General features: G+C 72.0%; 23 protein-coding genes. All 23 read left to right on the forward strand.

Annotated features, from left to right (window positions below; translation table 11 throughout):
• Positions 1-240: 240 nt before the first annotated feature.
• The 23 genes from mraZ (at position 241) to ACZYRU_RS10425 (ending at position 22,468) form a co-directional block, all read left to right on the forward strand.
• Complete coding sequence (gene mraZ / locus ACZYRU_RS10315; protein WP_179730068.1) at positions 241-663, forward strand: division/cell wall cluster transcriptional repressor MraZ; 423 nt, start codon at positions 241-243, stop codon at positions 661-663.
• 280 nt (positions 664-943) lie between these two features.
• Positions 944-1,096, forward strand: a complete 153-nt coding sequence (locus tag ACZYRU_RS10320; protein WP_488956992.1) for a hypothetical protein — start codon at positions 944-946, stop codon at positions 1,094-1,096.
• 1 nt (position 1,097) lies between these two features.
• The gene (gene rsmH, locus ACZYRU_RS10325) at positions 1,098-2,081 is read left to right on the forward strand and encodes a 16S rRNA (cytosine(1402)-N(4))-methyltransferase RsmH (protein WP_488956993.1); all 984 of its coding nucleotides are present in this window, start codon (positions 1,098-1,100) and stop codon (positions 2,079-2,081) included.
• A gap of 2 nt (positions 2,082-2,083) precedes the next feature.
• Positions 2,084-2,611 carry a cell division protein FtsL gene (gene ftsL / locus ACZYRU_RS10330; protein WP_488956994.1) on the forward strand — a complete coding sequence of 176 codons (528 nt, stop codon included), beginning with the start codon at positions 2,084-2,086 and terminating at the stop codon, positions 2,609-2,611.
• A 24-nt stretch (positions 2,612-2,635) separates the two neighbouring features.
• Positions 2,636-4,459 carry a peptidoglycan D,D-transpeptidase FtsI family protein gene (locus ACZYRU_RS10335; RefSeq protein ID WP_488956995.1) on the forward strand — a complete coding sequence of 608 codons (1,824 nt, stop codon included), beginning with the start codon at positions 2,636-2,638 and terminating at the stop codon, positions 4,457-4,459.
• Positions 4,456-5,970: a UDP-N-acetylmuramoyl-L-alanyl-D-glutamate--2,6-diaminopimelate ligase gene (locus tag ACZYRU_RS10340; protein ID WP_488956996.1), complete on the forward strand. Its 1,515-nt coding sequence runs from the start codon at positions 4,456-4,458 to the stop codon at positions 5,968-5,970. The genes ACZYRU_RS10335 and ACZYRU_RS10340 overlap by 4 nt, the downstream gene beginning before the upstream one ends.
• Complete coding sequence (locus ACZYRU_RS10345) at positions 5,967-7,340, forward strand: UDP-N-acetylmuramoyl-tripeptide--D-alanyl-D-alanine ligase (protein ID WP_488956997.1); 1,374 nt, start codon at positions 5,967-5,969, stop codon at positions 7,338-7,340. Before ACZYRU_RS10340 ends, ACZYRU_RS10345 begins: the two co-directional genes overlap by 4 nt.
• A complete protein-coding gene (gene mraY / locus ACZYRU_RS10350) occupies positions 7,337-8,407 on the forward strand; it encodes a phospho-N-acetylmuramoyl-pentapeptide-transferase (RefSeq protein ID WP_488956998.1) in 1,071 nt (356 codons plus the stop codon). The genes ACZYRU_RS10345 and mraY overlap by 4 nt, the downstream gene beginning before the upstream one ends.
• On the forward strand, positions 8,407-9,876 hold the full coding sequence (gene murD, locus ACZYRU_RS10355; protein WP_488956999.1) for a UDP-N-acetylmuramoyl-L-alanine--D-glutamate ligase: 1,470 nt from the start codon (positions 8,407-8,409) through the stop codon (positions 9,874-9,876). Before mraY ends, murD begins: the two co-directional genes overlap by 1 nt.
• 53 nt (positions 9,877-9,929) lie before the next feature.
• Complete coding sequence (ftsW, locus tag ACZYRU_RS10360; RefSeq protein ID WP_488957000.1) at positions 9,930-11,159, forward strand: putative lipid II flippase FtsW; 1,230 nt, start codon at positions 9,930-9,932, stop codon at positions 11,157-11,159.
• Positions 11,160-11,184: 25 nt separating this feature from the next.
• Positions 11,185-12,279, forward strand: a complete 1,095-nt coding sequence (gene murG / locus ACZYRU_RS10365) for an undecaprenyldiphospho-muramoylpentapeptide beta-N-acetylglucosaminyltransferase (protein WP_488957001.1) — start codon at positions 11,185-11,187, stop codon at positions 12,277-12,279.
• Positions 12,276-13,652 carry a UDP-N-acetylmuramate--L-alanine ligase gene (murC, locus tag ACZYRU_RS10370; protein WP_488957002.1) on the forward strand — a complete coding sequence of 459 codons (1,377 nt, stop codon included), beginning with the start codon at positions 12,276-12,278 and terminating at the stop codon, positions 13,650-13,652. The genes murG and murC overlap by 4 nt, the downstream gene beginning before the upstream one ends.
• A complete protein-coding gene (locus ACZYRU_RS10375) occupies positions 13,639-14,382 on the forward strand; it encodes a cell division protein FtsQ/DivIB (protein ID WP_488957003.1) in 744 nt (247 codons plus the stop codon). The genes murC and ACZYRU_RS10375 overlap by 14 nt, the downstream gene beginning before the upstream one ends.
• A 304-nt stretch (positions 14,383-14,686) precedes the next feature.
• Positions 14,687-15,877, forward strand: coding sequence for a cell division protein FtsZ (gene ftsZ, locus ACZYRU_RS10380; protein ID WP_488957004.1), 1,191 nt, complete (start codon positions 14,687-14,689; stop codon positions 15,875-15,877).
• Between the two features lie 3 nt (positions 15,878-15,880).
• Entirely contained in the window at positions 15,881-16,570 is a 690-nt protein-coding gene (locus tag ACZYRU_RS10385) for a purine nucleoside phosphorylase YfiH/LACC1 family protein (RefSeq protein ID WP_488957005.1), read from the forward strand.
• Entirely contained in the window at positions 16,567-17,265 is a 699-nt protein-coding gene (locus tag ACZYRU_RS10390) for a YggS family pyridoxal phosphate-dependent enzyme (protein WP_488957006.1), read from the forward strand. The genes ACZYRU_RS10385 and ACZYRU_RS10390 overlap by 4 nt, the downstream gene beginning before the upstream one ends.
• A 58-nt stretch (positions 17,266-17,323) precedes the next feature.
• Entirely contained in the window at positions 17,324-17,848 is a 525-nt protein-coding gene (locus ACZYRU_RS10395; protein ID WP_488957007.1) for a cell division protein SepF, read from the forward strand.
• A 281-nt stretch (positions 17,849-18,129) separates the two neighbouring features.
• Complete coding sequence (locus tag ACZYRU_RS10400) at positions 18,130-18,423, forward strand: YggT family protein (protein WP_488957008.1); 294 nt, start codon at positions 18,130-18,132, stop codon at positions 18,421-18,423.
• A gap of 132 nt (positions 18,424-18,555) precedes the next feature.
• On the forward strand, positions 18,556-19,344 hold the full coding sequence (locus tag ACZYRU_RS10405) for a DivIVA domain-containing protein (RefSeq protein WP_488957009.1): 789 nt from the start codon (positions 18,556-18,558) through the stop codon (positions 19,342-19,344).
• A 191-nt stretch (positions 19,345-19,535) separates the two neighbouring features.
• On the forward strand, positions 19,536-20,498 hold the full coding sequence (locus ACZYRU_RS10410) for a TraR/DksA family transcriptional regulator (RefSeq protein ID WP_488957010.1): 963 nt from the start codon (positions 19,536-19,538) through the stop codon (positions 20,496-20,498).
• Entirely contained in the window at positions 20,471-21,061 is a 591-nt protein-coding gene (lspA, locus tag ACZYRU_RS10415; protein WP_488957011.1) for a signal peptidase II, read from the forward strand. The genes ACZYRU_RS10410 and lspA overlap by 28 nt, the downstream gene beginning before the upstream one ends.
• Positions 21,058-21,996, forward strand: coding sequence for an RluA family pseudouridine synthase (locus ACZYRU_RS10420; RefSeq protein WP_488957012.1), 939 nt, complete (start codon positions 21,058-21,060; stop codon positions 21,994-21,996). Before lspA ends, ACZYRU_RS10420 begins: the two co-directional genes overlap by 4 nt.
• A complete protein-coding gene (locus ACZYRU_RS10425; protein WP_488957013.1) occupies positions 21,983-22,468 on the forward strand; it encodes a GNAT family N-acetyltransferase in 486 nt (161 codons plus the stop codon). Before ACZYRU_RS10420 ends, ACZYRU_RS10425 begins: the two co-directional genes overlap by 14 nt.
• The last annotated feature ends 21 nt before the right edge of the window (positions 22,469-22,489 follow it).

A 22,489-nucleotide genomic window follows, 5' to 3' on the forward strand; every position in this document is an offset into this window, starting at 1 on the left:
GAGCGGCAGCACTCCGCGCACCTGCGCCGGAACCGGGCGCGGCTCCCCACCGGCGCTCCACTTCTCCTCCACTCCGCTCCACCTGCGCTCCCAGCGCGCTGACCTGCGCATTTGGCGGGCGCGGTGGTGCGAAACGCCGCACGAAGTGGGGCGTCGGTGGTTGACGGTGGGGGAAAGTGGAGTACTGTGGGGGAAAGTGGAGGAACGGCGGAGTCCGGTGGGACGGCTGGGGGTGGCCCGATGCTCTTCATGGGCACCTACACCCCGAAGCTCGACGACAAGGGCCGTCTCTTCCTCCCGGCGAAGTTCAGGGATCGACTGGCGGAGGGCCTCGTGGTCACACAGGGACAGGACAAGTGCCTCGTCGTCTGGCCGACCGATGTCTTCGCCGAGGAGGCCGAGCGGCAAGCCGCCCGGCCGATGACCAACCGCGCCGCCCGGCGCTACGCCCGGGTCCTCTTCGCCGGCGGCGACGAGAGCACCCCCGACAAGCAGGGCCGGATCGGCATCCCGGCACACCTGCGTGAGTACGCCGGACTCGAGCGCGACGTCGTCGTGATCGGAGTCCGGGACCGCCTGGAGATCTGGAACCCCGCCGCCTGGCGCGAGTTCCAGCTCGAGGCACTGGAGGAGTTCGCCGACCTCGACGAGGACGACGACTAGTCCGTCCGCAGCACCAGCACCACCAGCAGCACTGACAACACCACAGCGGATCCGCAGGACGAGGTCTCAGCCCGTTCCCGCTTCCCAGGCAGCCACCTGTAGCACCTTCCCCGGCCACAGGCGACCTGCCGAACCCCGCCTTCTGGGGCACCTTCCCCGGCACCAGACGGCACCCCGAACACCGGGGTGGGAGCGGGCCGGGACCTGGCTCTGCGGATCCGCCGCATTTACCGCAGCACCAGTTCGCAGAGTCATTTCCCAGGGTCGAGGGGTCGAAGCCATGAGCGTCGTTCGCACGCAACCACCGGAGGTCACCGGTGAGCGCCGCGTCCGCGAGCAGGCACGCGACGTCGTCGCCCTGATGGCCTTCTCCGCGTCGCTCTCGGTCGGCTGCACGCTCCTGCTCGTGCTGACCCACCTCGCAGGGCGCTGACATGAGCAGCCCCCGCCACGTCCCCGTCCTGCTGGACCGGGTCGTCGCCCTCCTCGCGCCCGCGCTCGACCACGACGGTGCGGTGCTCGTCGACTGCACCCTCGGCCTCGGCGGCCACAGCGAGGCCGTCCTCGAGCGGCTTCCGCAGGCCCGGGTGATCGGCATCGACCGCGACCCGCAGGCGCTCGCGATGAGCCGCGAGCGGTTGGCGCCGTACGGCGACCGGTTCACCGGCGTGCAGGCGGTCTACGACGAGATCGCCGACGTCGTCGCCGACCAGGGCCTGTCCGAGGTGGCCGCCGTGCTCTTCGACCTCGGCGTCTCCTCGATGCAGCTCGACCTGCCGGAGCGCGGCTTCGCGTACGCCGTCGACGCGCCGCTCGACATGCGGATGGGGGACACCGGCCCCACCGCAGCCGACGTCCTCAACACCTACAGCGCAGCCGACCTGGCCCGAGTCCTCAAGGAGTACGGCGAGGAGAAGATGGCGCGCCGGATCGCCGACGCCGTCGTCCGCGAGCGCCAGGTGGAGCCGTTCAGCAGCTCGGCCCGCCTCGTCGAGCTGCTGTACGACGTCATCCCGGCTCCCGCCCGGCGCACCGGTGGCCACCCCGCGAAGCGCACCTTCCAGGCGCTGCGGATGGAGGTCAACGACGAGCTGCGGGTGCTGCAGCGCGCGATGCCCGCCGCGGTCGACGTGATCGGTGTCGGCGGCCGTGTGGTCGTCGAGTCCTACCACTCGCTCGAGGACCGGCTGGTCAAGCGGACCTTCACCGCCGCGACCCGGCTCGACGTCCCCGACGACCTGCCGTTCGTGCCCGAGGGCGCCGAGCCGTCGTACCGGCTGGTCACCCGGGGAGCCGAGCAGGCCACCCCGGAGGAGGTCGAGGAGAACCCTCGCGCCGCCTCCGTCCGACTCCGCGCCATCGAGCGCATCCGCGCGAACACCCGTCCGAGCACGTCGTCTGGCAAGGGAGCCGAATAGACATGTCCTCCACCTCTCCGCTCCGCAACCGGCTCCCGTACGTCGCGCCCCGGGTCGCGCAGGCCGCCCTGGAGCGCGCCCGCCTGACCGTCGTCCCGCGGCGGCGCACCCGCGCCCCGCGGGTGCCGTTCGTGACCTTCGTCAGCGTGATCCTGCTCGGCGGTGTCATCGGCCTGCTGATGTTCAACACCTCCATGCAGCAGGCCTCCTTCCGGGAGACCGCGCTGCGCAACCAGGCCACCGACCTCGGGGCGCAGCAGGAGGCGCTCGAGATGGACATCCAGGCGCTCAACGACCCGGCCCACGTCGCCGCCGCGGCCGAGAAGCTCGGCATGGTGATGCCCAGCACCGGCGCCGGCGTCATCCACCTCGGCTCCGACAAGATCAGCGGCGACCCGCAGCCGGCGACGGGTGCGGACCGGCTTCCGCTGCAGCCGCCGGGACCCAAGCGCCCGGCCGACCTCGACCCGCCGCCGGTCAAGGTCAAGGTGAAGCCGACCACTGACGGCGTGCCCGCCACGGTTCAGTGACCCTTGCGGCCTAGGTTGGAACGCGTGAGCCGACCCACCCCCAGCCGCCTGCGGCGCCGCGCCGGAGAGGTCGTGCGCGGCGCTCCGAACCGCCGGATGCAGATCGGGTTCCTGCTCATCGCGATGGTGCTCTCGGTGTTCGCCGCGCGGCTCGTGCAGCTGCAGGGCGTGGACCCGCGGTCCTACGCCAAGATGGCGGCCGCCGAGGGCCAGCGGGTGGTGGCGCTGCCGGCGACCCGTGGCGAGATCCTCGACCGCAACGGCCAGCCGTTGGCCGACACGGTGGACGGGCGGATGGTCGTGGCCGACCCCCAGGTCACCGCCAAGGTCGCGCCCGAGCTGGCCACGATCCTGTCCGACCGGCTCGGCGTCGACTACTTCGACACCTTGCGCAAGCTGCGGGTCGAGGACAGTCGGTTCCAGTACATCGCCCGCCAAGTTCCGGCGAGCAAGGCCGAGAAGGTGGTGGCCGATGTCCAGGAGAAGTTCAAGGACGACAAGGGCCGTCCCTTCGCCGGTCTGATGACCGAGCGCGACCCGCTGCGCGTGTACCCGATCCACACGGTGGCGGCAAACCTCGTCGGCTTCCTCGGCGAGAACGGCAAGAAGGGCAAGGACGCCGCGATCATCGGCCTCGCCGGGCTCGAGGACTCCTTCAACACCTACCTGTCCGGCAAGGACGGCGAGGCCCGCTACGAGGTCGGTGCCGGCAACCAGATCCCGCTCGGCGACAACACCGTGACCCCGGCGGTCGACGGCCGGAACCTCACGCTCACCATCGACCGCGACCTGCAGTACTACACGCAGCGGGTGCTGCAGCAGACCGTGCAGAAGTCGGGTGGGGAGTCCGGGATGGCGATCATCCAGGACACCAAGACCGGTGAGCTGCTGGCGCTGGCCGACTACCCGACGTACGACGCCTCCGACCCGGCCAGCTATCCCAAGGAGCTCTACAAGTCCTCCGCGCTCACCGATGTCTACGAGCCCGGGTCGGTCGAGAAGGTGCTGACCATCAGCTCCCTCGTCGATGCAGGGCTGGCGTTCAAGGAGCAGCGCTTCAAGGTGCCCGGCCAGCTGCACCGCCAGGACCGCCCGATCGGTGACTACTGGGACCACGGCACCATCAAGCTCACCCTGGCCGGCATCCTGGCCAAGTCGTCGAACGTCGGCACCGTGCTCGCCGCCGACCAGTTCAAGCCCGGCCAGCTGCGCGGCTACCTCACGCAGTTCGGGCTCGGCTCGCGCACCGTCATCGGCCTCAACGGCGAGACCCGGGGCATCCTGCCGCAGGGCGCCGCCTGGACCTCCCAGGTCGGCGACCGCATTGCGTTCGGCCAGTCGCTGTCGGTCAACGCCGTTCAGATGATCACCGCGGTCAACACCATCGCCAACGGCGGCGTACGCGTGGCCCCGAGCCTGGTCAAGGGCGAGGCCCGTACCGACGCCGGCACCGAGGTCGGCACGGACGTCGCCACCAGCCGGCGCGTGATCAGCGCCGACGCCGCCCACGAGACGATGCTGATGATGGAGCGGGTGGTGCAGCCGTCGCCGATCGGTGTCGCGCCGGGCGCGCAGGTGCCCGGCTACCGGGTGGCCGGCAAGACCGGCACCGCGCAGCGCGTCGTCGACGGTCGCTACGACGGCAGCCTCACCGTCTCCTTCGCCGGCTTCGCGCCCGCCGACGCGCCGCGGTTCACCATCTACGTCGTGGTGCACAACCCGCGTGAGGGCAGCGGCGGTGGCAGCGTCGGCGGTCCGGCGTTCGCCAAGCTGATGAGCCACGCCCTGCGCCGCTACGGCGTCGCCCCCACCGGCGCGAAGCCCAACCAGACACCGGTCGAGTGGTGAGCGCCTCCGCCACCCGCCCCGCCCACCCGCCGCTGACGTCCCTCGACGCCGTCGCCCGGGCGCTGGGACTCGCCACGACCCACCCCGACGTCGAGCTGCGGGGGATGACCCTCGACTCACGCCGGGTCCAGCCCGGTGACCTGTACGCCGCCGTGCCGGGCTCGCGTGCCCATGGCGCCACCTTCGCCGAGCAGGCCGCAGCGGCCGGCGCGGTCGCGCTGCTCACCGACGCCGAGGGGGCCGACCTGGCGGCCGCGACCGGGCTCCCGGCGCTCGTCGTCGACGACCCGCGCCGCGTGCTGGGCGCGGTCGCCGCCCTCGTCTACGGCGACCCGGCCGCCGCGCTGCGCACCATCGGCGTCACCGGCACCCAGGGCAAGACCACGGTGACCCGGCTGCTCGACGGCGGGTTGCTCGGGGCCGGCGTACGCAGTGCCGTGATCGGCACCGTCGGTACCCGGATCGCCGGCGAGGAGGTCAAGACCGCGTTGACCACGCCGGAGGCGCCCGACCTGCACGGCCTCTTCGCCCGGATGGGCGAGCTCGACGTGACAGCCTGCGCGATGGAGGTCTCCAGCCACGCCCTGGTGATGGGCCGCGTCGACGGTGTCGTCTTCGACGTCGCCGTCTTCACCAACCTGGGGCGCGACCACCTCGACTTCCACACCGACGTCGAGGACTACTTCGCCGCCAAGGCGAGGCTCTTCACGCCCGAGCACGCGCGGTTCGGCCTGGTCTGCGTCGACGACGAGCATGGCCGCCGGCTGGCGGCACAGGCGCCGATCCCGGTCCGCACGTACGCCGTCGGCACCGACGCCGACTGGACCGTCTCCGACGTCGACCAGCGCCCCGACGGCTCGGCGTTCACCGTCCACGGTCCCGGCGACGTCACCGTGAGCGGGTCGGTCCCGCTGGCGGGCGAGTTCAACGTCGCCAACGCGCTGGCCGCGATCGCCGCCGCGGCCGAGGCGGGCTTCGACCCGCAGGAGGTCGCCGACGGGATCGGTCGTGCGGGCGGCGTACCCGGTCGCCTCGAGCGGATCGAGACCGGCCGCGACCTGACCGTCGTGGTCGACTACGCCCACAAGCCCGACGCGGTCGACGCGGTGCTGCGGACCCTGCGGCCCGTGACCCGTGGCAGGCTGGTCGTCGTGATCGGCGCTGGGGGTGACCGCGATCGGGGCAAGCGCCCCGTGATGGGCGCGATCGCCGCCGAGCTGGCCGACCTGGTCGTCGTGACCGACGACAACCCGCGCTCCGAGGACCCGGCCGCGATCCGGGCCGAGGTGATGGCCGGCGCCCGCACGGGCACCGCCGAGGTCCTCGAGATCGGTGATCGCCGTGAGGCGATCGCCACCGCCCTGCGCGGTGCCGGCCCGGGCGATGTCGTCCTGGTCGCCGGCAAGGGCCACGAGGCCGGCCAGGAGGTCGCCGGGGTGGTCCACCCGTTCGACGACCGCGAGGTGGTTCGGGAGCTGCTCGCGGAGCTGCCGGCGTGGGGTGACGCGTGATCCCGCTCCCGCTCTCGGTGATCGCCGAGGTCGTCGGCGGCACCCTGCACGGCGCCGACGTCACCGTCTCCGCCCCGGCGTACGTCGACAGCCGCACCCCGCTCGCCGACGGCCTGTTCGTCGCGGTCGTGGGGGAGCGGGTCGACGGCCATGACTACGCCGACGGCGCCCACGCCGTGCTCGGCAGCCGCCCGACGACCGCGCCGACCGTGGTCGTCGCCGACCCGGTGGCCGCGCTGGGCCGCCTGGCCCGCCACGTCCTCGACCGGCTCGACGTCACCGTGCTGGCGATGACCGGCTCCCAGGGCAAGACCGGTACCAAGGACTACCTCGCCGCCGTGCTCCGCACCCTCGCCGGAGAGGCCGCGGTCGTCGCGACCGCCGCCAACAACAACAACGAGCTCGGCGTGCCCCTCACCGTGCTGCGCGCCGACGCCGGCACCCGCTACCTCGTCGTCGAGATGGGTGCGCGCGGCGTCGGCCACCTCTCCTACCTGTGCGACATCGCGCCGCCGTCGATCGCGGCCGTGCTCAACGTCGGCACCGCCCACGTCGGTGAGTTCGGCGGGCGCGACCAGATCGCGCGCGCCAAGGGCGAGCTGGTCGAGGCGCTCCCCGCCGACGGCACCGCGATCCTCAACGGCGACGACCCGCTGGTCGCCGCCATGGCGCCGCGCACCCGCGCCCGGGTCGTCACCTTCGGGGAGTCCGGCGACCTGCGCTGGCGCGAGGTCCACCTCGACGAGCTCGGCCGGCCCGGCCTCGTGCTCGAGCGCGACGGCGCGTCGGCGCCCGTGCAGCTGCTCCAGACCGGTCTCCACCAGGTCGCGAACGCCTCGGCCGCAGCCGCGATGGCGATGGCCGCCGGCTTCGGCCTGGCCGAGGTCGCCCAGGCGCTGGGGGCGGCGACCTCCGCGTCGCGCTGGCGGATGGAGGTCCACCACCGGGGCGACGGGCTGACCGTGATCAACGACTCCTACAACGCCAACCCCGACTCGATGCGGGCCGCGCTCGAGGCGCTGGTGGCCGTCGGCGCGCCGCGCGGGCGTCGTACCGTCGCCGTGCTGGGGGAGATGCGCGAGCTCGGTGACGAGCACGACGCGGGCCACCGCGCGGTCGGTGCCGACGCCGCCCGGCTCGGTGTCGACGTGGTCGTGGTGGTCGGCGAGGCCGCCTCCGGGATCGCCGAGGGCGCCCGGGCGGGAGCAGGTGAGGTGATCGTCACGGCCGGCCGTGAGGAAGCAACGGCCTGGGTGCGGCAGAATGCCGGGGCGGAGGACGTCGTCCTCGTCAAGGCGTCGCGCGGCGCCGCCTTGGAAGTCGTGGCAGAGGCGATCCTGATGAGTGGCACCGAGGAGACGACGGCGTGAGAGCGATCCTGCTCGGTGGTGGCATCGCCCTGCTGATCTCGCTGCTCGGCACCCGGGTGGCGATCAATGCGTTCACCAAGCTGGGCTACGGCCAGGAGATCCGCGAGGACGGTCCGACCAGCCACCACACGAAGCGTGGCACTCCGACGATGGGCGGGGTGGTCATCATCCTGGCCGCGGTCATCGGCTACTTCGCGGCCAAGCTGATCACGCTCACCGTGCCGAGTGCCTCGGCGCTGCTGCTGCTGTTCCTGTTCGTCGGGATGGGCCTCGTCGGCTTCCTCGACGACTTCATCAAGATCTACAAGCAGCGCAGCCTCGGCCTGCGCAGCAAGGCCAAGATGGCCGGCCAGACCGTGATCGCACTGGTCTTCGGCTGGCTCGCCCTCTCACCGATGCTCGAGGACTCGCACGGCCGCACCCCGGCCAGCGAGAAGGTCTCCTTCCTGCGCGAGCTGGACTGGTTCGTGCTGCCGATGATCCTGGCGATCCTGCTGATCTGGCTGTTCGTGGCCGGCTTCAGCAACGCGGTCAACCTCACCGACGGCCTCGACGGGCTCGCGGCCGGCGCCTCGGTCATGGTCTTCGGGGCCTACACCCTGGTGAACATCTGGCAGAGCAACCAGTTCTGCCAGGAGGAGCCGAGCGCCACCTGCTACAACGTCCGTGACCCGCTCGACCTGGCGATCATCGCCGCGGCGATCACCGGGGCCTGCTTCGGCTTCCTGTGGTGGAACGCCTCGCCGGCCAAGATCTTCATGGGCGACACCGGCTCGCTGGCGCTCGGCAGCGCACTCGCCGGCTTCGCGATCCTGACCCGTACCGAGCTGCTCCTCGTCATCCTCGGCGGCCTGTTCGTCCTGGAGACGGTCTCGGTGATGATGCAGGTCGGCTTCTTCAAGCTCACCAAGGGCCGCCGGATCTTCCGGATGGCGCCCATCCACCACCACTTCGAGATGCTCGGCTGGGAGCAGGTGACCGTGGTGATCCGGTTCTGGATCATCACCGGTCTCTTCGTCGCCACCGGCCTCGGCATCTTCTACGCCGAATGGGTCTCCCGTCTCTGATGCCTGACGTCTCCACCCTCGGCCGCACCGACTCCTGGGAGGGCGTGCGCGCCGTCGTCGCCGGCTTCGGCACCAGCGGCGCCGCGGCCGTCGACAACCTGCTCCACCTCGGTGCGACCGTGCACGCCGTCGCCGAGTCCGTGAACCCGAAGGTCCTCGAGCGCGCCGAGCTGCTCGAGGTGCTCGGCGCCCGGATCGAGGTCCACGAGGGGGCGACCGCGACGCTGCCCGAGGAGGCCGATGTCCTGGTCGTGTCGCCGGGCTTCCGCCCCGACGCGCCGATCATCGTGGCCGCGCGGGAGCGCGGGATCCCGGTCTGGGGCGAGGTCGAGCTGGCCTGGCGGCTGCGCGACCCCGAGCACCCCGCCCCGTGGCTGTGCGTCACCGGCACCAACGGCAAGACGACGACGGTGCAGATGCTCGACAGCATCCTGCGCGCCGCGGGCCTGCGCAGCGTCGCGGCCGGCAACGTCGGGCTGCCGCTGACCGAGGCGGTCATGGACCCGGAGCCGTACGACGTCATCGCGGTCGAGCTGTCCAGCCTCCAGCTGCACTACACCGACTCGATGTCGGCCGAGAGCGCCGCCGTGCTCAACCTCGCCGAGGACCACCTCGACTGGTACCCCGGACCGTCGGGGATGGACGACTACGCCCGCGACAAGGGTCGGATCTACACCAACGTCCAGCGGGCCTGCGTCTACAACGCGTCGGACCTGCGGACCGAGGAGCTGGTCAGGGACGCAGAGGTGCAGGAAGGCGCCCGCGCGATCGGCTTCACCCTCGGCACCCCGGCCGTCGGGATGCTCGGCGTGGTCGAGGACATCCTCGTCGACCGGGCCTTCATCGAGGAGCGCTCCACCAGCGCCGCCGAGCTGTGCACGCTCGACGACCTCGCCTCGACGGCCCCGCACTTCGTGGCCAACGCCCTTGCCGCCGCGGCACTCGCGCGGGCGCACGGCATCAGCCAGTCCGCCGTCCGCGACGGGTTGCGGGCCTTCCGCCCCGACGGCCACCGGATCGCGGTCGTCGCCGAGCACGACGACATCACCTGGGTCGACGACTCCAAGGCCACCAACCCGCACGCCGCGGCCTCCTCGCTGGCCGCCTTCGAGCCGGTCGTGTGGGTCGCCGGCGGGCTGGCCAAGGGCGCGACCTTCGACGACCTGGTGACCTCGGTCGGCGGCCGGCTGCGCGCGGCCGTGCTGATCGGCCGGGACCGCCCGGTGATCGCCGAGGCGCTTTCGCGACACGCACCCGATGTGCCGGTGATCGAGGTGGACACCCCTGAGACTGGAGCCCTCGGAGAGCTCGACCTGATGAGGCGCGTCGTCGCCGCTGCAGCCGAGGCCGCCCAGCCGGGCGACACCGTGCTGCTGGCGCCGGGATGTGCCTCGATGGACCAGTTCACCGACTACGCCGCGCGGGGCGACGCCTTCGCCGCGGCCGTACAGGACCACGTCAGGGGCTGACCGCAGCACAGCAGGATCAAGGGGGAAGCGACATCACCACCGCCCACTCTCCCATGACCCAGCCCGAGCGCATCCGCTTCGGACTGCTGCGTGCCCGGACCCGCCGGCCGGGCTGGCTGAGCGCCCTCAAGGACGCGCTCGACCGACCGCTGACGACGTACTACCTGCTCCTCGGCGCCACCGCGCTGCTGCTCGTGATCGGCCTGATCATGGTGCTGAGCGCGTCGAGCGTGCGCGCCTACCGCGAGACCGGCGACTCGTACACGATCGTGCGCCGCCAGATGATGTGGGTGCTCATCGGTGTCCCGTGTGCGTTCATCGCCTCGCGGGTGTCGGTGAAGTGGGTCCGCGGCTTGGCCTACCCGGCGTTCTCGATCTCGCTGGTGCTGCTGATCCTGACCGGCTTCGCCGGCCGCGAGGTCAACGGCAACACGAACTGGCTCGTGCTCGGCCCGATCCAGATCCAGCCCTCGGAGATCGCGAAGTTCTCGCTGATCATCTGGGCCAGCCACATCTACGCCAACAAGGAGCGCCGGCTCGGCAACCTGCACCAGATGCTGGTGCCGGTGGTGCCGGGCATGGTGCTGGCGACCGGGCTCGTCGTCCTCGGCAAGGACCTCGGCACGGCGCTGGTCTTCTTCGCGCTGCTCGTCGCGATGCTCTGGGTGGTCGGCGCCCCGGGCCGCCTGTTCGGGATGGTCTTCGCCGGCGTGACCGTCGCCGCCCTCGGCCTGGCCGCGACCTCACCGACCCGGCTGGCGCGCATCGCCAACTTCGCCGACCCGTTCAAGGACTACCACGGCACCGGGTGGCAACCGGCCCACGGCCTGTACGCCATGGCCAGCGGCGGCGTCCTCGGCGAGGGCATCGGCGCCAGCCAGCAGAAGTGGGGCCAGCTGCCGGAGGCCCACACGGACTTCATCTTCGCCGTCCTCGGCGAGGAGCTCGGCCTGGTCGGCACCCTGCTCGTCATCGGGCTCTTCCTGGTGCTGGCCTACGCCGGCGTCCGGGTCGCGCGCGAGACCAAGCAGCCGTTCGTGCGCTACTGCACCTTCGGCATCGTGGTCTGGTTGCTGTGCCAGATGATCATCAACGTCGGCATGGTGCTGGCGCTGCTGCCGGTCATCGGCATCCCGCTTCCCCTCGTCTCGTACGGCGGCTCGAGCCTGCTCCCGACGCTGGCCGCGCTCGGCCTGGTGATCGGGTTCGCGCGCCGCGAGCCCGCAGCCGCCCGGGCGCTCGCCCAGCGGCGCCGGGCCCGTTCGGCCGGTCTGAGCGCCTGAGTGGGCGCGCGATAGGTTCTGCCGCGTGAGGATTCTTCTGGCCGGCGGGGGTACGGCGGGGCACACCTCTCCGTTGCTCGCCACCGCCGACGCCCTGCGCCGACTCGACCCGGACGCCGAGATCACCTGCCTCGGCACCCCGCGCGGCCTCGAGAACAAGGTGGTGCCCGCGGCCGGCTACCCGCTGCGCCTGGTCCCACCCGTCCCGCTGCCGCGCAAGCCCGGCAAGGACCTGGCCCTCGTGCCGTCGCGCCTGCGCCGTGCGGTCAAGGCTGCGCTCGAGGTGGTCGACGACGTACGCCCCGACGTGATCGTCGGCTACGGCGGCTACGTGTCGATGCCGGCGTACGTCGCCGCGCGCCGCCGCAAGCTGCCCCTCGTCGTCCACGAGCAGAACGCGCTGCCCGGCATCGCCAACAAGGTGGGCGCCCGGATCGCCGACCGGGTCGCGGTCAGCTTCCCCGACACCCCGCTCAAGGGCGGTGAGTACGTCGGCCTGCCGATCCGCCGGATGATCTCCACCCTCGACCGGCCGGCCCTGCGCGCGGAGGCCCGTGCCTTCTTCGGGCTCGACCCCGACCTGCCGACCCTCGTCGTCACCGGCGGCTCGCAGGGCGCGCGTCGGCTCAACCAGGCCGTCAGCGGAGCCGCGGCCGCCCTCGGCTCGGCCGGCGTCCAGGTGCTCCACGTGATCGGCCCCAACGGCGCGAGCGACCCGAGCTGGACCGAGCCGGTCCCGACCGGCGTCCCGTACGTCGTGCTTCCGTTCGTCGAGCGGATGGACCTCGCCCTCGCCGCCGCCGACCTCATGGTCTGCCGCTCCGGCGCCTCCAGCGTCGTCGAGGCCGCGGCGACCGGCGTACCCGCGATCTTCGTGCCGTTGCCGATCGGCAACGGCGAGCAGGCGCTCAACGCGCGACCCGTGGTCGACGCCGGGGGAGCGCTGCTGGTGGACGACGCCTCGTTCACCGCCGACTACGTCGCCGACACGGTGCCCGCGTTGGCCACCGACGCCGACCGCCTGGCCCGGATGGGCGCCGCGGCCTCCGACCTGGTGCCGCGCGACGCGGACGACCGGCTGGCCCGGATCATCGCCGACGTGGCCGGAGCCGCCCGGTGAAGATCCCGGTCCCCGACGAGATCCTGCCGTCCGACCAGCTGGGTCACGTCCACCTCGTCGGCATCGGCGGTGCGGGGCTGTCCGGCATCGCCCGGCTGATGCACCAGGCCGGCGTGGTCGTCAGCGGCAGCGACGCCAACGACTCGGCCGTCGTCCAGGCGCTGCGCGCCGAGGGCATCACCGTCCACGTCGGCCACGACGCGGCCCACCTCGACGGTGTCGACACCGTCGTCGCGACCACGGCCGCCCGCGAGGACAACCCCGAGATCGTCGCCGCCCTCGAGCGCGGCCTGCGGCTGTGGCCGCGCTCGGCCGGTCTCCAGTCCGTGCTGCTCGGCAAGGACGTCGTCGCGATCGCCGGCACCCACGGCAAGACCACCACCACCGCGATGACGGTGACGGCCCTGCGCGAAGCCGGCGTCGACCTCACCTTCGCGATCGGCGCCGAGGTCGAGGCGCTCGGCACCAATGCGGCGTTCGGGAGTGGCGAGATCGCCGTCGTCGAGGCCGACGAGTCCGACGGTGCCTTCCTCGTCTACACCCCGCGGATCGGCGTGATCACCAACGTCGACGCCGACCACCTCGACCACTGGGGCACCGAGGAGGCCTACGAGGCCGCCTTCGCCGAGTTCGCCTCCCGCGCCTCCGTCACCCTCACCGACCGCGCCGACCTCGCCACCCGCACCGTCGGCTTCTCCGATGACGCCCGGCTGCGCGGCCATGACCTCGTCATCGAGGGTGGCCGCACCCGGTTCCGGGTGACCAGCGACGGCGCGGACCTCGGCACCGTCGAGCTCGCCGTACCCGGCCGTCATTACGCCCAGGACGCCCTGCTCGCCCTCGCCGTCGGTCTCGAGCTCGGCCTCGAGCCCGGCGCACTGATCCGCGGGCTCGCGAAGCACCAGGGCGCCAAGCGCCGCATGGAGGCGGTCGGCACCGCCGGGGGAGTGCAGGTCTACGACTCCTACGCCCACCACCCCAGCGAGATCCGCGGCGACCTCGAGGCCGCGCGCTCGCTGGTCGGCGACGGCCGGCTGATCGTGTGCTTCCAGCCGCACCTCGTCTCCCGCACCCGGATCTTCGGCGAGGAAATGGGCCGCGAGCTCGGCGCCGCCAACGAGGTCGTCGTGATGGACGTGTACGTCGCCCGCGAGGACCCCGACCCCGACGTCACCGGTGCGCTGGTGGCCGGCGCGGTCCCGCTCGCCGCCGACCGGGTCCGGTTCGTGCCCGACCGGGCGGCCGTCGTACCCACGCTCGTGGGGCTCGCCCGTCCCGGCGACCTGGTCCTCACTCTCGGCGCCGGCGACGTGACCACCCTCGCGCCGCTGGTCGTCGCCGCGCTCGAGGAGGCGGGCGATGGCGAGGGGTAGGGGCAAGGGGGCGACCCCGCAGGACCGGATGCGCCGCGCCTTCGCCCGGCGCCAGCGCGCCCGCCGCTGGCTCACCTGGCGCTACGTCCTGGCCGCCGTGCTGCTCGTCGGCGCGATCGTCTTCGGCGTCTATGCGATCTACTTCTCCTCCTGGCTGCGCGCCGACTCCGTCCAGGTGGTCGGCAACGCCCAGTTGTCCGAGAAGCAGGTGCTCGCCACTGCCGCCGTCCCACTCGGCGGGCCGCTGGCGACGGTCGACCTGCACGCGATCGAGGTGCGCCTGAAGTCCCTGGCCACCGTCAAGTCGGTCGACGTCTCGCGCACCTGGCCGCACGACGTACGCATCGACATCGTCGAGCGCACCCCCGTCGCCGTCCTGGACCGCGGCGACCGGCTCACCAACCTCGACGCCACCGGTGTCGCCTTCGGCCACCTCGCCAAGGCGCCCGACGGCCTGCCCCGCGTCAAGGTCGGCCCCGGTGCCGACGGCGACGCCCTCGCCGAGGGGGCGGCCGTCGTCGTCGCCCTCGACCCCGCGATCACCGATCTCGTCGACTACGTCGAGGTCCGCAGCGTCGACGAGATCGACCTGCACCTGCGCGACGGGCGGCTGGTGCGGTGGGGGAGCGCGGACCAGGCCGAGGACAAGGCCGCCGTGCTGCTCTCGCTGCTCAACCGCAAGGCGCAGGTGTACGACGTCTCGGTCCCCGGGGCCCCGACCACCAGCTGAATCGGCTGCAGGAATCGCCTCCTCAGCGGCGATTCCCTCGCTTCTTGCCCGTTGCAACGGGCAAGAAGCGACGGGTTCACCGCTTCAGCGGTGATTCCGACAGGGGGAGTCGGCGTGTCTGCGCCATCGGGCCCTGCGCCGTCCCTACTGTCGTGACCACGACGAGGTTGACATAACTATAACCCTCAGGCTGAGGGTAAGGGTTGTGGCAACACGCCGGCTGGCCACGGGGAAGCGGTCCGGCCGCCGACGTCGGTGAACGGACACATACACGCATCGCAACACCGGAGAGGTGGAGCCGCAAGTGGCAGCTGCACAGAACTACCTGGCCATCATCAAGGTCGTCGGGATCGGCGGAGGCGGCGTCAACGCCGTCAACCGGATGATCGAGGTCGGCCTCAAGGGCGTCGAGTTCATCGCCATCAACACCGACGCGCAGGCGCTGCTGATGAGCGACGCCGACGTGAAGCTCGACATCGGCCGCGAGCTCACTCGCGGTCTCGGTGCGGGCGCGAACCCCGACGTGGGCGGCAAGGCCGCCGAGGACCACGCGGAGGAGATCGAGGAGGTGCTCAAGGGCGCCGACATGGTCTTCGTGACCGCGGGCGAGGGTGGTGGCACCGGCACCGGTGGCGCTCCCGTCGTCGCCCGGATCGCTCGCTCGCTCGGCGCGCTGACCATCGGTGTGGTGACCCGTCCGTTCACCTTCGAGGGCGCCCGCCGCAAGAAGTCCGCCGACGAGGGCATCGAGCGTCTCCGCGAGGAGGTCGACACCCTCATCGTCATCCCGAACGACCGGCTGCTGCAGATCTCGGACCGCAACGTGTCGATGCTCGACGCGTTCAAGCAGGCCGACCAGGTGCTGCTGCAGGGTGTCTCCGGCATCACGGACCTGATCACGACCCCCGGCCTGATCAACGTCGACTTCGCCGACGTCAAGGCGGTCATGAGCAACGCCGGCTCCGCCCTCATGGGCATCGGCTCGGCCCGTGGCGAGGACCGCGCTCTCGCCGCCGCCGAGATGGCGATCAGCAGCCCGCTGCTCGAGGCCTCGATCGACGGCGCCCACGGCGTCCTGCTCTCGATCGCCGGTGGCTCGGACCTGGGCATCTTCGAGATCAACGAGGCCGCGGCGATGGTGGCCGACGCCGTCCACGAGGACGCCAACATCATCTTCGGCACGATCATCGACGACGCCCTCGGCGACGAGGTCCGCGTGACCGTCATCGCCGCCGGCTTCGACGGTGGCCTGCCCAAGCGTCGCGACGAGACCGTCGTACGCCGGCCGGCACAGCAGGCGCCGGCGACTCCGGCCCCCGCGCGCACCGCGCCCGCCCAGACCCAGCAGACCCAGCAGGCCCAGCCTGCGCAGACCCGTGAGGCCGCCGCCCCCGCGACGCCCGCCGAGCCGCAGCCGGTGGGTGCCCGCACCACGCCCGCGCCGATGCAGTTCGACGACGGCGACGACCTCGACGTCCCCGACTTCCTCAAGTGAGTCGTGTTCGCCTTCCGTGAGTCCGTCCACCTCGACCCGACCCCCGTTGACGGGGGCCGGGTCGAAGTGGCGTTCACCGACGCCTCTCTGGACGTCCGCGACAGCGACGGCCTCGCGGCCGCCCTCGCCGCGCTGGGGGAGGAGGCCGGAGTCCCGTTGTTCCGTCTCCACCAGGTCCACGGCGACGCCGTCGTCACGGTCGACGGCCCGTCCGACGCGGTCCCGACCGCCGACGCCCAGGTCACCGCGCACCGCGGCGTCGGACTGATGGTCCGCGTCGCCGACTGCGTCCCGGTCGTCCTCGGCGACCCGCTGACCGGCGTCATCGGCGTCGCGCACGCCGGTCGGCGCGGCGTCGAGCTCGACGTCGTCACCCGCACCGTCGAGCGGATGCGTGCGCTCGGCGCCCGCGACGTCCGGGCCTGGATCGGCCCCCACATCTGCGGACGCTGCTACGAAGTTCCTGCCACGATGCGCGACGAGGTCGCTGCCCGGGCGCCGGCGACGTACGCCGAGACCAGATGGGGAACGCCCGCGCTCGATCTCGGCGCCGGTGTCGGCGCCCAGCTCGCCGCCGCGGGCGTACCGGCGACGGTGGTTCCGGGCTGCACCCTCGAGGACCCGACGTTCCACTCCTACCGGCGTGACGGCGACGCGGCGGGCCGCTTCGCAGGACTGGTGTGGCTGTCATGACGCGCGTCGACGAGCTCCGCACCAACCTGGCCGCCGTCCACGACCGGATCGCACGGGCCGCCACCGACGCGGGCCGCGCGGCGGACGAGGTCGCCCTGGTCGTGGTCACCAAGTACTTCCCTGCCTCCGACGTCCGGCTGCTCGCCGACCTCGGTGTCACCGACGTGGGGGAGAACCGCCACCAGGAGGCCGAGGCCAAGGCGGCCGAGTGCGCCGACCTCGGGCTGCGCTGGCACTTCATCGGCGGCCTGCAGTCCAACAAGGCCGCCGCGGTCGCGCGGTACGCCGACGTGGTCGAGTCGGTCGACCGGGCCGCGTTGGTTCCGCGGCTGGCGCGCGGCGCTGCCGACGCGGGCCGCGTCGTCGACGTGCTGCTCCAGGTCAGCCTCGACCCGCCGGGTCGCGACCACCGCGCCGGTGCGGACCCCGCGACCCTCGCCGCGCTCGCCGACGAGGTCGCCCGTACCCCGGAGCTACGGCTGCGCGGCCTGATGGCCGTCGCGCCGCTCGACGACGACCCCGCGCTGGCCTTCGCCCGGCTGGCCGGGATCCGCGCCGACTTCCTGTCCCGCCACCCCGACGCGACGCTCCTGTCGGCCGGGATGAGCGGCGACCTGGAGGCGGCGGTCACCGTCGGTGCGACACACGTTCGCATTGGCTCCGCGGTCCTCGGAACGAGGCCTGCGGTCCAGTAATGTCCACAACACCACCAGACGTTCCCGGTCGGGGACGCGGATCACGGAGGCAACAGTCATGAGCGGTGCGATGCGCAGGATCGGTGAGTACCTCGGCCTGCTGGAGGACACCGGCTATGACGAGGCCGGCTATGACGAGTATGGCGACGAGGTGACGGACAAGGCCCGCGGTCGTGAGACCCGCCAGGAGCGCCCCGTCCGCGCCGTACCGTCCAACGTCACGAGCAGCACCTCGGGCAGCGTCGCCGACCTCGAGGAGCGTCGCCGCCCCGTCGCGGTCGCGCCGCAGCCGGTCGTCGCGGAGCTCTCCCGGATCACGACCCTGCACCCGACCACCTACAACGAGGCGCGCTCGATCGGCGAGGAGTACCGCGAGGGCATCCCGGTGATCATGAACCTCACCGAGATGGACGACGCCGACGCCAAGCGTCTCGTCGACTTCGCCGCCGGCCTGATCTTCGCGACCCGGGGCAGCATCGAGCGGGTCACCAACAAGGTGTTCCTGCTCTCGCCGCCGAACGTGACCGTCGCCGCCGAGGACAAGCAGGCGATCGCGGCCGACGGCTTCTTCAACCAGAGCTAGCCTGTCTGGGCCGAGCGTGTCGCTCGTACCTCGCGCCACGCAGCCGGCCACGCGGTCGAGTCAGTCAAGTGGTTGCGTTGGCGCGGCGGCAAGACGGTCGGCTCGCGGAAAGACCGCACTTCCTTCGCTCCGGTCGCTCCTACGTCGCTCCCTGCGCTCAGTCGGACGGCCTTCCCGCGACGACCGACGGCGGTGGTGACGGGCGCGAGCGGCGGTGGTGGCGGGCCGCGGTGGGGACGGGCGCGGGGGCTTCGCTGGTGGGCGGGCGATAGGTTGAGGGTGTGACGATCGTCGGCTGGATCATCGAGGGCGTGCTGTTCGCCTTCATCGCGTTCCTGTGGGTGCGCTTCATCACGGACTGGGTGCAGGTGTTCGCCCGGGCCTGGGAGCCCCGCGGTCCGGTCCTGGTGTTCCTGGAGCTGGCCTACAGCGTGACCGACCCGCCGATCAACGGACTGCGCCGCGTGATCAAGCCGATCCGGATCGGTAATTTCGCGCTCGACATCAGCTTCATCCTGGTCATGATCCTGGCCTACGTGCTGCTGTCGGTGAACCGTTCCACGCTGCTGCTCTGACATCTGCTCCGTCATCTGCTCTGATACTCCTGTGACGCCAGTGGCGGGCCGCGGATGCCGCCTTCGCCCGCGCAGGCGCTATGGTTCGTGAAGACATACCGTCGAGATTCTTCTTAAAGATTGGTGAGGTCCATGCCCCTGACGCCAGAGGACGTGAGCAACAAGCGCTTTACGCCGGTTCGGCTGCGCGAGGGCTACGACATGGGCGAGGTCGACCAGTTCCTGGACGAGGTCGAGGCTGAGCTCGCTCGGCTGACCCAGGAGAACGACGACCTCCGCGCGAAGCTCGCGGCCGCGCAGGCCGGGTCGTCGTCCGCGTCCTTCGACGCTCCGACCCAGCTGGCGCCGGTGCCCGAGATCCTGCCCGAGCCCCCGGCTCCCGCTCCCGTCGTTGCCCCTGCTCCGGTCGAGCCCGTCGTCGCGGCCCCCGTTGCCGCGCCCGCCCCCGTCCCGGGTGGCGTCCAGACGATCCGGGTCGAGACCGTGCCGGAGGCGTCCAACGCCGCCGCGCGCCTGCTCGAGATCGCCACGCGCAACGCCGACGAGCTCGTCGAGGACGCCAAGAACGAGGCCGACAAGATCGTCGGCGAGGCCCGGACCAAGTCCGACCGCCTCGCGTCCGAGGCCAAGGTCAAGGCCGACCGCCTCGAGTCCGACGCCCGCACCCGCGCCGAGATGCTCGACGCCGAGACCGCCGAGCGTCGTACCCAGCTCTTCGGCGACCTCGAGAAGGAGCGCGACAAGCTCTCCGCCGAGGTCGAGACGCTGCGCTCCTTCGAGCGTGAGTACCGCTCGCGCCTCAAGAGCTACTTCACCCAGCAGCTCGAGTCGCTGCAGACGCCGGGCGACACCCTGGCGCCGGTCGAGGAGGCCCCCGCTCCCAAGCGGCTGCGCTCCATCCTCGGCGAGGAAGAGGCCTGAGCCACCGGCTCCGACCTTCCTGACAGCTCGACCGGACCGGTCGGCCCGCACTGCGGGCCGGCCGGTTCGTCGTTCCGGGCCGGTCTCGCTCCCTGCGCGCCTCCTTGGACCGCTTCGCCGTACCCGCTACCCTCCGCAGCACGCCCACCGCTTGCTGGCGCGTGGGTCGCCGCCTTTCGAGGAGTCCTTCAATGGCCCGCAGCACGAAGAAGTCGTTGGCCGGTCAGGCCGCTTCCGCCGCCCGGAAGATCATCCGTCCACGGAAGGCGACGGCGACCGCCGAAGTCCCGGCGAAGAAGAGCGCCGCCAAGAAGACAGCCCCGGCCTCGAAGGCGGCTGCCGCCAAGAAGCCCGCTCCGGCGAAGAAGGCTGCGCCCGTGAAGAAGGCTGCGCCCGTGAAGAAGGCCGCGCCCGCGACGAAGGCGGCGCCCGCGACGAAGGCTGCGGCTCCGGCCAAGAAGGCAGCTCCGGCCAAGAAGGCCGCTCCGGCCAAGAAGGTCGCGCCTCCGGCGAAGAAGGCCGCGGCTCCGGCCAAGAAGGCAGCCCCCGCTCCCGCGAAGAAGGCGCCTGCGGCCACGAAGGCAGCCCCGGCCCCCGCCAAGAAGACGACTCCCGCGAAGAAGGCCGCCCCGGCAAAGAAGGCGGCCCCGGCCCCCGCGAAGAAGGCAGCTCCGGTGAAGAAGGCAGTACCCGCCAAGAAGGCGGCCCCGGCCGCGAAGGCCACCCCGGCCACGAAGGCTCCGGCCCGCAAGGCCACCCCCGCGTCCCTGGTCGTCCTCGACCACGAGGAGGCCTGGTCGGCCGCGGAGCTGGCCGAGGTGCTGGCCGAGCTCCACGAGCAGCGCGAGGCGAGCGCCACGATCCTCGAGGAGCAGGAGGCCGACCTCAGCGGCCTGCTCCGCGACTCCGGCGACGGTGCTGGCCAGGACCAGGCCGACCTCGGCGCGACCAGCTTCGAGCGCGACCACGAGCTCACGGTGCTCAACCACGAGCGGGAGAAGGTGGCCCAGATCGACAGGGCCCTGGCCCGCATCGACGACGGCACGTACGGCGTGTGCGAGTCGTGCGGCAACCCCATCGGCAAGATGCGGCTGATGGCCTTCCCGCGTGCCACACTGTGCCTGACATGCAAGCAGCGCGAGGAACGCCGGTAGACCACCGCGACGACGGACCCGGCCGGACCGGCGAGCGCCTGCTCGCCCAGCCGAGCAGCTGGCTGCTCTTCCTCGCGGTCGCCGTCGTCATGGTCGCGATCGACCAGGTCGCGAAGGTCCTGGCGGTGCGCCACCTGGCCGGCGAGCCGGACCGTGAGGTCGTCGGCGAGCTGCTGCAGCTGCACCTGACCTACAACCCCGGCGCGGCGTTCAGCCTCGGCACCCGGTTCACGGTCGCCATCACCGGCCTGGCCTGCGTCGCGACCCTGGTCGTGCTGTGGGTCAGTCGCAAGGCGGTCAGCAAGGTCTGGGCGGTCGGCCTGGGGCTGCTGCTGGCCGGCATCGACGGCAACCTGGTCGACCGGCTCGTCCGGGAGCCCGGCCCGTTCAAGGGCCACGTCGTGGACTTCCTGATGCTGCCGAACTGGCCGGTCTTCAACGTGGCCGACATCTGCATCAACGTGGGTGTCGGCCTGATCCTGCTCCAGGTGCTGCGGGGTGTGAGCCTCGACGGCAGCAAGGCCGAGAAGGCCCCCACGCCCGACACCCAGGAGGAGTCGTGACGACAGTCGACCACCGCAGCCTGCCGGTGCCCGACAGCCTCGACGGCGAGCGCGTCGACGTCGCGATGGCGCAGCTGTTCGGCGTCTCGCGCACGCGCGCGGCCGAGCTGATCGCCCAGGACCGGGTCGTCCTCGACGGCGCGCCGGTCAGCGGCAAGAGCGAGCGGGTCCTCGGCGGCTCCGTGCTCGACGTCTCGATCCCGGCCGAGGTCGACCTGCTCGAGGTCGTCCCGGAGCTGGTCGAGGGGATCAAGATCATCCACGACGACGACGCCATCGTCGTGATCGACAAGCCGGTCGGTGTCGCCGTGCACCCGTCCCCGGGCTGGCGCGGGCCGACCGTCGTCGGGCACCTCGCCGGCGCCGGCTTCCGGATCTCCACCTCCGGCGCGAAGGAGCGCGAGGGCATCGTCCAGCGCCTCGACGTCGGTACGTCGGGCGTGATGGTGATCGCCAAGTCCGAGCACGCCTACTCGGTGCTCAAGAACGCCTTCCGCCGCCGTACCGTCGACAAGACCTACCACGCGCTGGTCCAGGGCCACCCGGACCCGCTCGAGGGCACCGTCGACGCGCCGATCGGGCGGCACCCGAAGTTCGACTACAAGTTCGCGGTGATGGAGGACGGGCGGCACAGCGTCACCCACTACGAGACGCTCGAGGCGCACCGCTTCGCCAGCCTCCTCGAGATCCACCTCGAGACCGGCCGCACCCACCAGATCCGGGTGCACATGAGCGCGCTCAAGCACCCCTGCGTCGGCGACATCACCTACGGCGCCGACCCGGTGCTGGCCCGCCGCGTCGGCATCGAGCGGCAGTGGCTGCACGCCGTGAAGCTCGGTTTCGAGCACCCCGAGACGAACGCGTACGTCGAGTACGAGTCGACGTACCCCGATGACCTCGCGCACGCGCTCGAGGTCATCCGTGACGCCCACTGAGCCGTCGGCGCCGGGCCTCCTGCTCCGCCCGGCGGTGCCGGACGACGTACCGCAGATCGCCGCGGTGCAGGTCGCGGCCCGCGCCGTGGCCGCGATGCCGCCCGGGATCCACGGCCCCGAGGAGGTCCGGGCCTACCTCGCCGCGAACTTCGGGACGGCCGAGAACTGGGTCGCCGAGGCGGCCGGCCGGGTCGTCGGCTACGCCCGGTTCACCCGGACCTGGCTCAACGACCTGTACGTCGACCCGGCCCACCAGGGCACGGGCGTCGGCGGTGCCCTGCTCGACCTGGTGAAGGCGCGCCTGGGCGACGGGTTCAGCCTGTGGGTCTTCGAGCAGAACACCCCCGCCCGGGCGTTCTATGCCGCCCGTGGCCTGGTCGAGCGGGAGCACACCGACGGCTCCGAGAACGAGGAGCGGGCCCCGGACCTGCGGATGGAGTGGCCGGCCGAAACTGTCGGAGGGTCGGCCTAGAGTCCTCCGGACTGTCACGTA

Source organism: Nocardioides sp. F233 (genome assembly GCF_057813895.1).